The organism is Rubellimicrobium arenae (genome assembly GCF_017916275.1).
In the GTDB taxonomy this organism is placed as follows: domain Bacteria; phylum Pseudomonadota; class Alphaproteobacteria; order Rhodobacterales; family Rhodobacteraceae; genus Rubellimicrobium; species Rubellimicrobium arenae.
Map to the genome: position 1 here is coordinate 250,456 of NZ_JAFMST010000002.1, position 15,521 is coordinate 265,976.

At 71.9% G+C, this 15,521-nt stretch carries 14 protein-coding genes; 12 read left to right on the forward strand and 2 right to left on the reverse strand.

The window, feature by feature from the left end; translation table 11 throughout:
* Window positions 1–116 precede the first annotated feature (116 nt).
* Together J3P31_RS03835 and J3P31_RS03840 are read right to left on the reverse strand one after the other, a co-directional pair.
* Window positions 117–653: a hypothetical protein gene (locus J3P31_RS03835; RefSeq protein WP_210527078.1), complete on the reverse strand. Its 537-nt coding sequence runs from the start codon at window positions 651–653 to the stop codon at window positions 117–119.
* Between the two features lie 224 nt (window positions 654–877).
* Window positions 878–1,429 (reverse strand): DUF2269 family protein, encoded by a 552-nt coding sequence (locus J3P31_RS03840; protein WP_210527079.1) that lies wholly within the window; start codon window positions 1,427–1,429, stop codon window positions 878–880.
* A 219-nt stretch (window positions 1,430–1,648) separates the two neighbouring features.
* Here J3P31_RS03840 and xdhA point away from each other — a divergent pair, with 219 nt between their 5' ends.
* From xdhA to J3P31_RS03900, 12 genes are all read left to right on the forward strand, one after another.
* Entirely contained in the window at window positions 1,649–3,235 is a 1,587-nt protein-coding gene (gene xdhA, locus J3P31_RS03845; RefSeq protein ID WP_210527080.1) for a xanthine dehydrogenase small subunit, read from the forward strand.
* On the forward strand, window positions 3,232–5,601 hold the full coding sequence (xdhB, locus tag J3P31_RS03850; protein WP_210527081.1) for a xanthine dehydrogenase molybdopterin binding subunit: 2,370 nt from the start codon (window positions 3,232–3,234) through the stop codon (window positions 5,599–5,601). Before xdhA ends, xdhB begins: the two co-directional genes overlap by 4 nt.
* The gene (gene xdhC / locus J3P31_RS03855) at window positions 5,598–6,524 is read left to right on the forward strand and encodes a xanthine dehydrogenase accessory protein XdhC (protein WP_210527082.1); all 927 of its coding nucleotides are present in this window, start codon (window positions 5,598–5,600) and stop codon (window positions 6,522–6,524) included. Before xdhB ends, xdhC begins: the two co-directional genes overlap by 4 nt.
* On the forward strand, window positions 6,521–8,041 hold the full coding sequence (locus tag J3P31_RS03860) for an ABC transporter ATP-binding protein (protein WP_210527083.1): 1,521 nt from the start codon (window positions 6,521–6,523) through the stop codon (window positions 8,039–8,041). The genes xdhC and J3P31_RS03860 overlap by 4 nt, the downstream gene beginning before the upstream one ends.
* 81 nt (window positions 8,042–8,122) lie before the next feature.
* Window positions 8,123–9,253: an ABC transporter permease gene (locus tag J3P31_RS03865; RefSeq protein ID WP_210527084.1), complete on the forward strand. Its 1,131-nt coding sequence runs from the start codon at window positions 8,123–8,125 to the stop codon at window positions 9,251–9,253.
* On the forward strand, window positions 9,253–10,185 hold the full coding sequence (locus tag J3P31_RS03870; protein WP_210527085.1) for an ABC transporter permease: 933 nt from the start codon (window positions 9,253–9,255) through the stop codon (window positions 10,183–10,185). The genes J3P31_RS03865 and J3P31_RS03870 overlap by 1 nt, the downstream gene beginning before the upstream one ends.
* Window positions 10,186–10,223: 38 nt before the next feature.
* Window positions 10,224–11,309 carry a BMP family ABC transporter substrate-binding protein gene (locus tag J3P31_RS03875; protein WP_210527273.1) on the forward strand — a complete coding sequence of 362 codons (1,086 nt, stop codon included), beginning with the start codon at window positions 10,224–10,226 and terminating at the stop codon, window positions 11,307–11,309.
* A gap of 220 nt (window positions 11,310–11,529) precedes the next feature.
* Window positions 11,530–12,591 carry an NAD(P)/FAD-dependent oxidoreductase gene (locus J3P31_RS03880; RefSeq protein ID WP_210527086.1) on the forward strand — a complete coding sequence of 354 codons (1,062 nt, stop codon included), beginning with the start codon at window positions 11,530–11,532 and terminating at the stop codon, window positions 12,589–12,591.
* A gap of 61 nt (window positions 12,592–12,652) precedes the next feature.
* Window positions 12,653–13,429 (forward strand): 23S rRNA (adenine(2030)-N(6))-methyltransferase RlmJ, encoded by a 777-nt coding sequence (rlmJ, locus tag J3P31_RS03885; RefSeq protein WP_210527087.1) that lies wholly within the window; start codon window positions 12,653–12,655, stop codon window positions 13,427–13,429.
* Between the two features lie 39 nt (window positions 13,430–13,468).
* Window positions 13,469–13,912, forward strand: coding sequence for a tellurite resistance TerB family protein (locus J3P31_RS03890; protein ID WP_210527088.1), 444 nt, complete (start codon window positions 13,469–13,471; stop codon window positions 13,910–13,912).
* Complete coding sequence (locus J3P31_RS03895; protein WP_210527089.1) at window positions 13,909–14,649, forward strand: phosphate/phosphite/phosphonate ABC transporter substrate-binding protein; 741 nt, start codon at window positions 13,909–13,911, stop codon at window positions 14,647–14,649. The genes J3P31_RS03890 and J3P31_RS03895 overlap by 4 nt, the downstream gene beginning before the upstream one ends.
* Before the next feature lie 63 nt (window positions 14,650–14,712).
* Entirely contained in the window at window positions 14,713–15,492 is a 780-nt protein-coding gene (locus tag J3P31_RS03900) for an ABC transporter ATP-binding protein (RefSeq protein WP_210527090.1), read from the forward strand.
* Window positions 15,493–15,521 lie beyond the last annotated feature (29 nt).

Sequence of the window (15,521 nt, forward strand, 5' to 3'; positions counted from 1 at the left end):
AGACCAGACTAGGGCGGATGGCCCCGAGTCGAAAGTGCAGGCTGGCCACATCCCTGTGGGTAAGTCGTGCCGGGGTCGCCGGGTGGCGCGTTGCCGCCCGAGCGCCGGCCCGCCCGTCACGCGGCGCGGGCGGGCTCCTCGCCCGGGGTGCGGGCCAGCGCCACGGCCAGCCCGAGGCAGGCGACAAGGCCGCCGAGAAGGATGATCTCGCTCATCCCCGGGCGCAGGACCAGCAGGGCCAGCGCCGCGGCCTGGGGCGCCAGATGGATCGCGGCCAGGCCCAGGACCCTCCGGACGGAGGCCGGTCCGGGGACGTGGCGCGCCATCTCGACGGCGGGACGCAGGACCGTGATGCCAAGGGTCAGAGTCGCGCCCATCAGGGCCAGCACGACCAGGGCCCAGCCCCCGGGGAGCGCGCCCGCGGCCCAGGCCAGCCCCCCGCCCCCGGCCACCGTGGCCAGCATCGCGGGCCGAAGCGCGCAGCGGTCGATCAGGGCCGCCTCGTCCACGGCGCGCCGGGCGGCCTCGTGGTCGGAGCCGTCGGCGACGCTCAGCAGGATGAGCCCGAGCACCGCGACGGAACCGGCCCAGACGAGGCCGCCGATGATGTGAATGAGTCCCGAAACAAGGAGGAGGTCCATTATCGTCGCCAAGGAAAAGATCCGATGAATAAGCCGAGATTAGGCGATTCCGGAGGGGCTGGGCATGGAGGTATTTCCTACCTGTCCGCCCGGTGGTGTCCCGTTGGCCCAGGGGGCGATGCCGTGCCCGTCCATGGCAAGGGCCTGCCGCGGCATGCGCGGCAGGCGACCGGGTCCATGACCCGCTGTGCGTCGGGATGGGAGGGAGTGGCGCGCGGGCCGGGACGGCCCCCGGCTCAGGCCGGCTGGGCGGCGACGGGGCGACCCGGCGCCCGGAGAACGGCCAGTCCGCCCAGGAGGAGGAGCGCCGCCGGGACCAGGAGGTGGAGGTCGGTCCAGGACGGCTTGAGCACCATGAGGCTGATGATCGCGAACTGTCCGGCAAGGTCGAGCTTGACGAGCCGCAGGACGCGACGCCCGTGCACCATGGACGCCGCCGCGTCCCCGCTCTCCTGGTGGGACTTGACTGCGCGCTCGCAGGTGGGGCCGAGGAACAGGGCGCCCAGGACGAAGGTGCAGGCCACGATCATCGCGGCCAGGATCGTCCAGGCGGCAAAGCCCCAGGACCCCAGCCAGGCGGCCGCGAGGCCCGTGACGATGGTGAAGAGGCCGAGCGGCGCGAAGACTCGGTTCCCCAGGAGCGCGACGTAGGACACGCCGGTCATGGTGGCCGCGTCATCGCCCCGGCGGTCGAGGATGAGCACGAGGAGCGTCAGGATCGAGGCTCCGCCGACCCAGAAGATCGCCGCCATGACGTGAGCGAACTTGAGAAGCAGGTAAGGGTCCATGGGAAGGGTTCCTGGAATTGGCAGGGAAAAGGATGAGTGAATGGCCCTTGTCCTAGCCCCGCCACGGTCGGCGCAGACAGTCGGGATTTCCTGACCCCTCACCGCGCCGGTCGTCCGGGTCTTGCCAAGCGTCGATCTTTCCGCCTTGATCGCGTCTGGCGCGGTCTACGCCGCATCGACCGCGCCCAAGGCCAACGGGGTAAGGCGGCGGGCTTTCAGATGAAGATCGAGTTTCTCCTCAACGGGGAACGGGTCGAGGCCGAGGGGCTGCCGACGCGAACGCTGCTGGACTGGCTGCGCGACCAACGGGGGCTGCGCGGCACCAAGGAGGCCTGCCGCGAGGGCGACTGCGGCGCCTGCACGGTGATGGTGACGGACGATCGGGGCGCGCGGGCGCTGAACGCCTGCATCCTGTTCCTGCCGCAACTGGCCGGGAAGGCCGTGCGGACGGTGGAGGGCATCGCCTCGCCCGAGGGCGAGTTGCATCCCGTCCAGAGGGCGATGGTGGAGCATCACGGCTCGCAGTGCGGGTTCTGCACGCCGGGCTTCGTGGTGGCGATGGCGGCGGCGCACCTGAACGGGGAGCGGGACTTCGACACGGCGCTGGCGGGGAACCTTTGCCGCTGCACGGGCTATGCGCCGATCATCCGCGCGGCCGAGGCGGCGGCGCGGGCGCCGGTGCCGGACTGGGTGCGCGACGTGCCCCCGGGCGGGCCCCCCTGGGTAGTGGGCGAGGCGGCGGGTCCCGGCGCGGGCGACATGCCCCCCGGCGAGGGATGGGCAGGGCGGCGCGACGATGCGGTGGACCTGGTGGAGAGCGACGCCACAGGCCCTGGCGCGGAGCCCCCGAAGGCGGGCCAGCGGGGCGAGGCGACGGGCGGCGCGGTGACGTCGGACCCCGGGGTGGCGGTGCCGGTCGAGGTGCCCCCTGCCCCGCCAGCCCCCGAGGGCGCCGCCGTGCTGCCCGACAGCGCCGATGCCCTCGCCGCATGGTACGAGGCGAACCCGGACGCGACGCTGATCGCGGGGGCGACGGATGTGGGGCTCTGGGTCACCAAGGGGCTGCGCGACCTGCCCAAAGTGGCGTTCCTGAACCGGGCGCGGGACCTTGCCCGGATCGAGGTCGCGGGCGACCGCATCCGGCTGGGCGCGGGCGTCACCATGACCGAGGTGCTGGCCCTCGCGGAGGAGCGGTTCCCGAGCTGGGCGCGGCTGATCCGGCGCTATGGCTCGCAGCAGGTGCGGAACGCGGCGACGATCGGGGGGAACGTGGCCAACGGCTCCCCTATCGGGGACAACCCGCCGGCGCTGATCGCGCTGGGGGCGGTGCTGCACCTGCGCCGGGGGGCCACGCGGCGCGAGATGCCGCTGGAGGACTTCTTTCTGGCCTATGGAAAGCAGGACCGTCAGCCGGGCGAGTTCGTGGAGGCGGTGACGATCCCGGCCGCCGCGCCGGACTTCCGCGTCTACAAGCTGTCGAAGCGGTTCGACCAGGACATCTCGGCCGTCTGCGGGGGGTTCAACGTCGCGGTGCGGGACGGGGTGGTGCAGTCGGCGCGGATCGCCTTCGGCGGCATGGCCGGGGTGCCCCAGCGGGCGGCGGCGGTCGAGGCGGCGCTGGTCGGGCGGCCCTGGACCGCGGAAACGGTGGCGGCGGCGATGCCGGCGCTGGCCCGGGACTTCACGCCGCTGTCGGACATGCGGGCCAGCGCGGCCTATCGGCTGGAGGCGGCGGGCGGCATGCTCATGCGCTATGTCGCGGAGATGTCGGGGGCCGAGACGGACATCCGGGAGGTCGCGCCATGAGCGTCGGGCTGCGCGAGACGCACGATTCCGCCGTGCTGCACGTCACCGGGGCGGCGCGCTACGTGGACGACATCCCGGCGCCCGAGGGCTGCCTGCACCTGGCCTTTGGGCTGTCGGACGTGGCGCGGGGGCGACTCGTGTCGCTGGACCTGAGCGCGGTGCGCGCCGCGCCGGGGGTGATCGCGGTGCTGGCCGCGAGCGACCTGCCGCGGCCAGTGGACACCTCGCCCTCGGCGCACGACGAGCCGCTGCTCTGCGACGGGCCGATCCATTTCGTGGGGCAGCCGCTGTTCCTGGTGGTCGCGACCAGTCACCTCGCCGCGCGCAAGGCGGCGCGGCTGGGCCGGGCCGAGGTGGCCGAGGAGCCGCCGATCCTGACCATTGAGGAGGCGCTGGCCGCGAACAGCCGGTTCGAGGAGGGGCCGCGCGTCTGGACCAAGGGCGACGCGGAGGCGGCTCTGGCCCGCGCGCCGCGGCGGCTGAGCGGCACCTTCGAGATGGGGGGGCAGGAGCATTTTTACCTGGAGGGGCAGGCCGCGCTGGCCCTGCCCGGCGAAGGGCAGATGGAGGTCCACTGCTCCACGCAGCACCCCAGCGAGATCCAGCACAAGGTGGCGGACGCGCTGGGCGTCCACATGAACGACGTGCGCGTGGTGATGCGGCGGATGGGCGGCGGCTTTGGCGGCAAGGAAAGCCAGGGGAACGCGCTAGCGATCGCCTGCGCCGTCGCGGCGGAGCGGACGGGCCGCGCCTGCCGGATGCGCTATGACCGCGACGACGACATGGTCATCACCGGCAAGCGCCACGACTTCCGCATCGCCTATGAGGTGGGGTTCGACGAGGACGGGCGGCTGCTGGCGGTGGACGTCACGCAGATCACCCGTTGCGGCTGGTCGCAGGACCTGAGCCTCGCCGTCGCCGACCGGGCGATGCTGCACGCGGACAACGCCTACCTGATCCCGCACATGCGGATCACCTCGCACCGGCTGAAGACCAACATGCAGTCGGCCACCGCCTTTCGCGGGTTCGGCGGGCCGCAGGGCATGCTGGGGATGGAGCGGATCGTCGAGCATGTCGCGCGCGAGCTGGGCCGCGACCCGGTGGAGGTGCGGCGGCTCAACTTCTATGCGGCCGCGGATGCGGACGGTTCCGGGGCGGACGGGGACGGCGCGGCGCGGGGCGGGCCGGGCACCGGGCGGCGGTTCGGCGGGGCCCATTCCCGCCGGGAGGAGCCGCAGACGACGCCCTACGGGATGCCGGTCACCGACTTCCTGCTGCACGAGATGACGGAGGACCTGCTCGCGTCCTCGGACTTTGCGGCGCGGCGCGAGGCGATCCGGGCCTGGAACGCGCAAAACCCCATCCTGAAGAAGGGGATCGCCTATTCGCCGGTGAAGTTCGGCATCTCCTTCACGCTGACGCACCTGAACCAGGCGGGCGCGCTGGTGAACGTCTATCGCGACGGGTCCATCCTGCTGAACCACGGCGGGACCGAGATGGGCCAGGGCCTGCACCGCAAGATCACGCAGGTCGCGGCGGCGCGGTTCGGCGTGCCGCTGGAGCGGGTGCGGATCAGCGCCACCGACACGACCAAGGTGCCCAACACCTCGGCCACGGCGGCGTCCTCGGGGGCGGACCTGAACGGGATGGCGACGCAGGCGGCCTGCGACACCCTGCGGGAGCGGATGGGCGCGCATCTGGCCGGGCTCTACCAGACCACGCCCGACCGGGTGGAGTTCCGGGACGGGATGGTGACGGTCGGCGGCGAGAGCCTGACCTGGGACGGCGCGGTCGAGGCCTGCTACCTGGGCCGCGTGTCGTTGAGCGCGACGGGCTTCTACGCCACGCCGGACCTGGAATGGGACCGGCTGCGCGGCCAGGGGCGGCCGTTCTTCTACTTCGCCTACGGCTGCGCGGTGACCGAGGTGGTGATCGACACCCTGACCGGAGAGAACCGCATCCTGCGGGCCGACGTGCTGCACGACTGCGGCGCCTCGCTGAACCCGGCGCTGGACGTGGGGCAGATCGAGGGCGGCTATGTGCAGGGCGCGGGCTGGCTGACCACCGAGGAGCTGGTCTGGGACGACAAGGGGCGGCTCAGGACGCACGCGCCCTCCACCTACAAGATCCCGGCGGTGAGCGACCGGCCCGCGGTGTTCAACGTCCACCTCTGGGATGCGCCGAACCGGGCGGAGACGATCTACCGCTCCAAGGCCGTGGGAGAGCCGCCGTTCATGCTGGGCATCTCGGCGTTCCTCGCGCTGGGGGACGCCTGCGCGGCCTGCGGGCCCGCGTTCCCGGACCTTCAGGCGCCCGCGACGCCGGAACGGGTGCTGGCCGCGGTGCATCGGGCGCGCGGGTTATGAGCCTCGACCCCGCCAGCCTCCAGGGGGCGGTGGCGGCGCAGGGACGCGTCGTCCGCATCCTCGTGGTGACCGTCGCGGGGTCCGTGCCGCGCGACGCCGGCACCTCCATGCTGGTCTGGGAGGGCGGCGAGGAGGGCACCATCGGCGGCGGAGAGCTGGAGAACCAGGCGGTGCGCGAGGCGCGCCTCATGCTCGCCGCCGGCCATCCGGAGCCGTTCCTGCGGACCGTGCCGCTGGGGCCGGCGCTGGGCCAGTGCTGCGGCGGCTCGGTGACCCTGGCCTGGGAACGATTCGACGCCGGGACCCTGCCCGACGCCCTGCCCTACGCGCGGCGGCTGTCAGGCACCGCCAGCCCATGTCCGAGCGTGGAGCTTGCGCCGGGGTCGAGGCCCCTGGTGCGCGACGGCTGGCTCATCGAGGCGGCGCCCGCGCCTGGACGGCCCCTTTGGGTCTGGGGCGCGGGGCATGTCGGACGGGCCATCGTGAACGTGCTCGCGCCCTGGCCCGGCGTGGCGATCACCTGGGTCGACCTCGGGCCCGACCGGTTTCCCGCCGCGGTGCCGGCGGGCGTGACGATCCTGCCCGCCGCCGAGCCTGCCGCCCTGGTCCGCTATGCCCCGGTCGAGTCGGACCACCTGGTGCTGACGCGCTCGCATGAGCTGGACCTCCAGCTCTGCCATGCCCTTCTGGTCCACGGATTCGCGAGTCTCGGGCTTATCGGATCGGCCACGAAGATGGCCCGGTTCCGGTCGCGGCTGGGCTCGCTCGGCCACACGGCTGCTCAAATCTCGCGCATTGCCTGTCCGATAGGCGATCCGAGCCTCGGGAAGCATCCTCAGGCCATTGCCGTCGGCGTTGCCGCCGCGCTAATCAGGGCGATGGAAACGGGCGGGCAACGCCAGGAAAGGGATGCGACCGGATGAGCGACGTGCTGCTGGCGATCCGGGGGCTCACCAAGGCCTATCCGGGCGTGGTCGCCAACAGCGACGTGAGCTTCGACATCCGTCCGGCCAGCGTTCACGCCCTGCTGGGCGAGAACGGGGCGGGCAAGTCCACCCTCGTCAAGACCATCTACGGCCTGGTGCGGCCCGACGCCGGCAGCATGACCCTGGCGGGCCGGCCCTATACCCCCGCCGAGCCCCGCGCCGCCCGCGCCGCCGGGGTGGCGATGGTGTTCCAGCACTTCTCTCTGTTCGACGCGCTCTCGGTGGCCGAGAACATCGCGCTCGGCATGGAGAACCCGCCGCCGCTGCGCGACCTTTCAAGCCGCATCGCCCAGGTCTCCAGGGAATACGGGCTTCCGCTCGATCCCCGGCGGACGGTGGGCGACCTGTCGGCGGGCGAACGGCAGCGGGTGGAGATCATCCGCTGCCTGCTGCAGGCGCCCCGCCTCCTCATCATGGACGAGCCGACCTCGGTGCTGACCCCGCAGGAGGTGGACATCCTGTTCGGGACGCTCCGGCAACTGCGCGAGGAAGGGACGGCGATCCTCTACATCTCCCACAAGCTCGAGGAGATCCGGGCGCTGTGCGAGGAGGCGACCATCCTGCGGGGCGGCAAGGTCGTCGCCACCTGCGACCCGCGCGCGACCTCGGCCCGGCAGATGGCCGAGATGATGGTCGGCGGCACGCTCAAGACCCCGGCCCGCGCCACGATCGCCGGAGGAGAGGTCGTGCTGGAGGTGCAGGGATTGTCGGCGGCCTCGCCCCGCCAGCACGGCATGGCCCTCCGGGACGTGACCTTCTCGGTCAGCCGGGGCGAGGTCCTGGGGATCGGCGGCGTCGCGGGCAACGGGCAGGACGAGCTGCTTCTCGCGCTGTCCGGCGAGATGAGGACCGCGCCGGGGATGGTGCGGCTCGGGTCGGACCCGATCGGGCGCTGCTCCCCCTCCGAACGCCGCGCGCGCGGGCTGCTCTGCGCCCCGGAGGAGCGGATGGGCCACGCCGCCGCGCCGGACATGACCCTGACCGAGAACGCCTTCCTGACGGGGCGCGTGCGCGAACGGCTGGCCCGGGGCGGCTTCGTCGACTGGACCGGCGCGCGGAGCTTTGCGGAACGCGTGATCCGGGGCTTTGACGTCCGGACGCCCGGCCCCGGGGCGGCGGCACGGTCGCTGTCGGGCGGGAACCTCCAGAAGTTCGTCATCGGGCGCGAGATCCTGCAGCGCCCCGAGGTCCTGGTCGTCAACCAGCCCACCTGGGGCGTGGACGCCGCCGCCGCCGCGTCGATCCGGCAGGCCCTGCTCGACCTCGCCTCCCAGGGGGCGGCCGTGGTGGTGGTGAGCCAGGATCTCGACGAGCTGATGGAGATCTCGGACCGCTTCGCCGCGCTCAACGAAGGGCGGCTCTCGCCCGCGCGCCCGGCCCGTGGCCTCACCGTCGAGGAGATCGGCCTCATGCTGGGCGGCGCGCACGGGATGGAAGTGGCCCATGCGCACTGAGCGCGTTCGTCCGGCGTCCGTGGCGGGCGCCGCCCCCTTTCCTCCGACCCGCTCGGAGCATCCCGGCCGGAGGCGCGCCCGATGATCTACCTGGAAAAGCGCCCGACCCCGTCCCGCGCCTGGGCGCTGGCGACGCCGCTGCTCGCGGTGCTGGCGACCATGATCGTGGGCGGCCTGCTCTTCGCCGCCATGGGCAAGGACCCCGTCCTGGCGATCCGCACGATCTTCTGGGACCCCCTGTTCGGCGAGTTCGCCAGCTACACGCGGCCGCAGCTGCTCATCAAGGCGGGGCCGCTGATCCTGATCGCGATCGGGCTCAGCTTCGGCTTCCGGGCCGGCATCTGGAACATCGGCGCCGAAGGGCAGTACATCCTGGGCGCCTTGACCGGAGCGGCGGTGGGGCTGGCCTTCTACCCGTCCGAGTCCCGGCTGATCTTCCCCCTCATGGTCCTGGCCGGAGCCTTGGGCGGCATGGCCTGGGCGCTGATTCCGGGGCTTTTGAAGGTCAGGTTCGGCACGAACGAGATCCTCGTGTCGCTGATGCTGGTCTATGTCGCGACCAACCTTCTGGCCTATGCGGCGCTGGGGCCGCTCCAGAATCCCGAAGGGATGGGCTTCCCGGGGTCGCGGAACCTGTCGCAATGGTCCGCCTCGGCCAATCCGGAGCTGTTCACCGGGACGGGCATCCACTGGGGCGTGATCGCGGCGGGGCTGTCGGTGCTCGTGGCCTATGTCCTGCTCGCGCGGCACGCCTTCGGGTTCGCGGTCCGGCTGGCCGGGCAAAGCCCGCGCGCCGCGGCCTTCGCGGGCGTGTCGCCGTCGCGGCTCGTGCTGACCTGCATGGCGATCTCCGGCGGCCTCGCGGGGCTCGCGGGGGTGTTCGAGGTCACGGGCCCGGCCGGGCAGATCTCGATCGACTTCAACGTGGGCTATGGCTTCACGGCGATCATCGTGGCCTTCCTGGGCCGGCTTCACCCGGTCGGCATCCTTCTGGCGGGGCTGCTGATGGCCCTGACCTACATCGGGGGCGAGATGGCGCAGCTCCAGCTCTCGCTGCCCGCGGCGGCGATCCAGCTCTTCCAGGGGATGCTCCTCTTCTTCCTGCTGGCGATGGACGTGCTGACGCAGTTCCGCGTCCGCGTGCGATCCGGCCGCGCCCAGGCGCCCCAGGCCGTGGTCGCCCAGCCCAAGCCGGCCCAGGGAACGCACTGATGGATCTTTCGGGCATCTCCCCCGTCCTCCTGCTCGCGTCGCTCATCGTGGCGTCGACCCCGATCCTCCTGGCCGCCCTGGGCGAGCTGGTCGTGGAACGGTCGGGGGTCCTCAACCTCGGCGTCGAGGGCATGATGATCACCGGGGCGATCACCGGGTTCGCCACCGCCGTGGCGACGGGGTCGCCGGCCCTGGGCTTCCTGGGCGCAGCCGTCGGGGGCGCGGCGCTGTCGGTCCTGTTCGCGGTGCTGGTGCTCTGGCTCAAGTCGAACCAGGTGGCGACGGGCCTCGCGCTGACCCTCTTCGGGCTGGGCCTCGCCTCGATGGTGGGACAAGCCTACAACGGGATCCGCGCGCCCGAGATGGGAGACATCGCGATCCCCCTGCTGTCGGACATCCCCGTGCTGGGCCCGATCCTGTTCCGGCACGACTGGGTGGTCTACCTGGGCGTCGCGCTGGTGGCGGGCGTCTGGTGGTTCCTGAACCGGAGCCGGGCCGGCCTCACGCTCCGCGCCGTCGGCGAGAACCACGACGCCGCCCACGCGCTGGGCTACCATGTCCTGCGGCTGCGATTCCTGGCCATCCTGTTCGGCGGCGCCTGCGCCGGGCTGGGCGGGGCCTACCTGTCGCTCGTGCGCGTGCCGCAATGGACCGAAGGGATCACCGCCGGCGCGGGCTGGATCGCGCTGGCCATCGTGGTCTTCGCCTCCTGGCGGCCGCTGCGGCTGCTGCTCGGGGCCTGGCTCTTCGGCGGGATCTCGGTGCTTCAGCTCAACCTCCAGGCCGCGCGGGTGCCGATCCCGGTCGAGGTGCTGTCGATGGCCCCCTACCTCGTGACGATCCTGGTGCTCGTCCTGATCTCGTCGGGCCGGGGGCGGGCGGCGCTGGCGGCGCCGGGCTCGCTCGGCCAACCCTTCCACGCCTCGCGCTGAGGCGGATGACATCCAACTAGGGAGTTTCTTGGATGAATCTGAACAGACGGACGCTTCTCGCCTCGGGCGCGACGGCCGCGACGCTGGCGACGCTGGGCCTGCCGGTCCGCGCCCAGGAAGGCCCGCTCAAGGTGGGCTTCATCTATGTCGGCCCGATCGGCGACGGCGGATGGACCTTCCAGCATGACCAGGCCCGCCTTGCGGTCGAGGAGCATTTCGGCGACGCCGTCGAGACGGTCTACCAGGAATCGGTGCCCGAAGGCGCCGACGCCGAACGCGCGATCACCCAGATGATCCTGGGCGGCGCCAAGCTGATCTTCACCACCTCGTTCGGCTTCATGGATGCGACCGTGAACGTCGCCACCAAGTTCCCCGACGTGAAGTTCGAGCACGCCACCGGCTACAAGCGGTCCGACAACGTCGCGACCTATGACGCACGCTTCTACGAAGGCCGCGCCGTGATGGGGACCATCGCGGGCCGGATGACCAAGACCAACAAGATCGGCTACATCGGCTCGTTCCCGATCCCCGAGAACATCCAGGGCATCAACTCGGCCTTCCTGCACGCCAAGAAGGTGAACCCGGACGTCGAGATGGTCGTGATCTGGGCCTACACCTGGTTCGATCCCGCCAAGGAAGCCGACGCCGCCAAGGCCATGATCGAACAGGGCGTGGACGTCATCCTCCAGCACACCGACTCGACGGCCCCGCAGGCCGCCGCGCAGGAGGCCGGGAACGTCTTCACCTTCGGGCAGGCCTCGGACATGGCGGCCTTCAAGCCCACGCCGCGGATCTCGTCGATCATCGACAACTGGGCGCCCTACTACATCAACCGCGTCCAGGCGGTGCTCGACGGCTCGTGGCAGAGCCAGGCGTTCTGGGGCGGCATCGGCGAGGGCGAGGTCCAGATCGGCGAGATCACCGAGGCCGTCCCCGCCGAGGTCAAGGCCGAGGCCGAGGCCCTGCGCGACCGGATCGCCTCGAAGGAGTACCACCCGTTCACCGGCCCCATCAACAAGCAGGACGGGACGCCCTGGCTTGCCGAAGGGCAGGTCGCCACGGACGAGGAGCTGGCGGGGCTCAACTTCTACGTCGAAGGCCTGTCGGGCGACATCCCGTCCTGACCAGCCTTCGGTCGGGGACCCGGTTCGCCGGGCCTCCGGCAGCTCCGGGCGGTCGAATCCGGACCGCCTGCGAAACATCCTTGCAGGGCCGGCAACGGGGCCGGGCGGGCGCAGGTGTCCCTGCGCGGATCGTCGCGGGGCCTTGGCTCCCGGGCCTGGCGCCGCGGCCGTCACCTGACTGGGCCGCGGTCCTCCCGCCACCTCCAGACATCGGGCCTCGATGATCGACTATCTTGTCATTGGCGGCGGGATCGCCGGCGTCTCGGCTGCGGCACGGCTGTCCTCGCTGGGCTCCGTGACGCTGCTGGAGGCCGAGCCCACGCTGGCCCACCATGCCTCGAGCCGCTCGGCTGCGGTCTTCGAGGAAACCTATGGCGCGCCGTCGACGGTGGCGCTCAACCGCGCGAGCCGGGCCGAGCTGGAACAACGCGAGGTGATGTCGCCCCGGGGTCTCCTGATGGTGGGCCGGTCCGGCGAGGAAGCGGTGTTCGAGGCCGACCTCCTGGGCCTCGAGATGACGGAGATCGGGCCCGACGAGGCGCGCAGGCTTTTCCCGATCCTGGGACCGGAGGTGACGCGGGCGGCGTTCCAGCCCAACACCTTCGATCTCGACACGGACCGCCTGCTTCAGGGCTTTCTGCGCGAGGCCCGGAGCCGGGGCGCGGAGGTCGCCACGCGCGCGCGCGTCACCGCGATCCGGAAGATCGCGGGGGGCTGGGCCGTGACGGCCGGCGACACCTACGAGGCACGGGTCCTGGTCAACGCCGCCGGCGCTTGGGCCGACCGGGTGGCGGAGCTTGCGGGGCTGCCGCGCCTCGGCCTTGTTCCCATGCGGCGGTCGATGGCCCGCATCCCCGCGCCGCAGGACCCGTCGAGCTGGCCCATGGTGATCGGCGCCGGCGAGAGCTGGTACATGAAGCCCGACGCGGGCGCCCTGCTCGTGTCCCCGGCCGAGGAGGACCCGCAGGAGCCCCACGACGCCTGGGCGGATGACATGGTGCTGGCCGAAGGGCTCGCGCGGTTCGAAGCGCATGTCACCCTGGAGGTCACGCGGCTGCTCGCCTCGTGGGCCGGCCTGCGGACCTTTGCGCCCGACCGGCAGCTCGTGCTGGGGCCGGACCCGCTGGACGGCTCGTTCCTGTGGTGCGCGGGCCAGGGCGGCTACGGCTTCCAGACCGCCTGCGCCGCGAGCCGGCATCTGGCCGAACTGGCCGCCGGCACCGCCCCGACCCTTGGGGCCGATGTGGCGGCCGCCCTCTCGCCCGCGCGGCTGCGGAAGTGATCCTATCGGGCGACGGCAGGAGCCCCCTCCCCACCCGGGTCCGGGGGTGATAGGGGACCTCATGCTTTCCTATCAGCACGGCTATCACGCCGGGAACCTCGCCGACGTCCACAAGCACGCCACGCTCGCCTGGGTGCTGTCGGAGCTGACGAAGAAGGACAAGCCGCTCAGCTACTTGGAAACGCATGGAGGCCGGGGCCTTTACGACCTGGGCAGCCCCGAGGCCCTCAAGACCGGCGAGGCCGCTGCCGGCATCCGGAAGGTCGAGGACTGGTTCCCGCCTGCCGATCCCTACGCGCGCGTCCTGGCCCGGACGCGGCAGTTGCATGGGCGGCGCAGCTATCCGGGCTCCCCGCTCGTGGCGGCGCTCTGCCTGCGGCCCAAGGACCGGATGGCGGTCGCGGAGCTGCACCCGCGCGAAGGGGAGGCCCTGGAGCGGAACCTCCGGCCCCATGGCGCGCGCATCGAACGGCGGGACGGCGCGGAGATGGCGCTGACCCTGACGCCGCCCGATCCGCGGCGCGGGTTCCTGCTGATCGACCCGTCCTGGGAGGTGAAGGACGAATACGCCACCATCCCCGACCTCATGGAAAAGGTGCATCGCCGGTGGAACGTGGGCATCCTGATGCTGTGGTACCCCCTCCTGCCCGATGCGCGTCACGCCCCCATGGTCCAGCGGCTGGAGCGAAGCTTTCCCGACGGGTTCCGCCATGAGGTGCGCTTTCCGCCCGCGCGGCCCGGCCACGGGATGGAGGGCTCCGGCCTCTTCACCGTGAACCCGCCCTGGCGCATCGGGGAACGTGCGGACTGGCTGTCGCAACGCTTCGTGACGCTCTGAGCCCTTTCCCCCCGCGCCCGACCGCTATACCTCCGCCCCATGTTCGAGTCCCTTCTCCGCCGCCTCCTGTCGCCCGCCCCGGAAACCCTGCCCGACCCCGACGCGCGGCTGGCGCTCGCGGCGCTGCTGGTGCGGCTGGCGCGAACCGACGGTCACTATGCGGGCGCCGAGGTCAGCCGCATCGATGCCGTCCTGCGCGCCCGCTTCGGCCTCGGGCCGTTCGAGGCCGCCCGCCTGCGCGGGGACGCGGAGGATCTGGAGCAGGAGGCCCCCGACACGGTGCGTTTCACCCGCGCCATCAAGGAGCACGTCCCCTACGAGGAGCGGCTGGGCGTCATCGAGGCGCTCTGGGAGGTCGCGCTGGCGGACGGCAAGCGGGACGCGGACGAGGACGGGCTCATGCGGCTCGTGGCGCCGATGCTGGGCGTGGAGGATGCGGACAGCGCCCTCGCACGGCAGCGGGTCGAGGCCCGGATGCGGTGATCGCAAGCCTGCCCATGTACGACCGGCCCGAGAACCGGGCTGCGCATGACGCGCTCTGGGCCCTGATCCGGGACGGGCTGCGGGCGCGCGGGGTCGCCGCGCCGGACGCGCTGGACCGCGAGACGGACTACATGGAGGGCTGGGGCCGGCCTGACCTCGTGCTCGGGCAGATCTGCAACCTGCCCTGGCGCGCCCGTTTCCGCGACAGGGTCACCGTCATCGCGGCCTCGGATTACGGGCTGCCCGGCGCAGGCCCCGGAGAGTACTACAGCTACATGATCGCGCGGGCCGACGATCCGGCGCCGGGGGACCGCTTCGCGCTCAACGACCCCTTGTCCAACTCGGGCTGGGACTTCGCGCAGGAATGGTCGCGGGCGACGGGCGTCCCGCTGCGCCCCGTCATGATCACCGGATCGCACGCCGCGTCCCTGCGGGCGGTCGCCGACGGCCGGGCGGACCTGGCCTGCATCGACGCGATCACCTTCCGCGCCCTCGAGCGGTGGGACGAGGCGACGCAACGGGTCCGCATCCTGGGGCGGACGGCGGCGGGCCCGGGCATGACCTTCATCACCGCGCGCGGGAACGACCCGGCCCCCTTCCGGGAGGCGATCGCCGCCGCCGTCGCCGCGCTGCCGCCGTCCGAGGCGGGCCTGCTCGGGCTCCGGGCGATCGTGGAACTTCCGCCCTCGGCCTACGAGCGCCCGCTTCCCGGATCACCCGACGTCACGGCCCGCTGAGCCCAAAAACGTTGCAATCGCTTGGGAAATGACGTCTCCTTCCCGGACAACAGGGATCCCAACGTGCCAAACGACGTCGCGCCGGTCATCGAAATCCGCAACCTGCACAAGGCCTACGGGTCTCTCGAAGTGCTCAGGGGCGTGGATATCGCGGCTCCGGCGGGGCATGTCGTGGCGATGATCGGCTCCTCGGGTTCGGGCAAGTCCACCCTGCTCCGATGCTGCAACCTGCTCGAGGACAGCCAGCAGGGCGACGTGCTGTTCTGCGGGGAGCCGGTGCGCTGGAAGGGGACCGGCGTCGAACGGCGCCCTGCGGACCGCGCCCAGGTCGTCCGCATCCGGACCAACCTGTCGATGGTCTTCCAGAGCTTCAACCTGTGGTCCCACCTGACCATCCTCCAGAACGTCATGGAGGCCCCGGTCACCGTCCTGCGGCGCGACCCCAGGGAGGTCGAGGAGCGGGCCCGGGCCTATCTCGCCAAGGTGGGGATCGGCGACAAGGCCGACGCCTGGCCCGCGCAGCTTTCGGGCGGGCAGCAGCAGCGCGCGGCCATCGCGCGGGCGCTCTGCATGGAGCCCAAGGCGCTGCTCTTCGACGAGCCGACCTCGGCGCTCGACCCCGAGCTGGAGCAGGAGGTGATCCGCGTGATCAAGGCGCTGGCGCAGGAAGGCCGGACGATGATCATCGTGACGCACGACATGAAGCTCGCGGCGGATGTCGCCGACCATGTGGTGTTCCTGCACAAGGGCCGCATCGAGGAGGAAGGCCCTCCCGAGCAGCTCTTCGGCCATCCCCGGACCGAGCGGCTCCGGGGCTTCCTGTCGGCCACGCAGGCCGCCTGACACGAACGCTCGACCAGCAAGGGATCCCG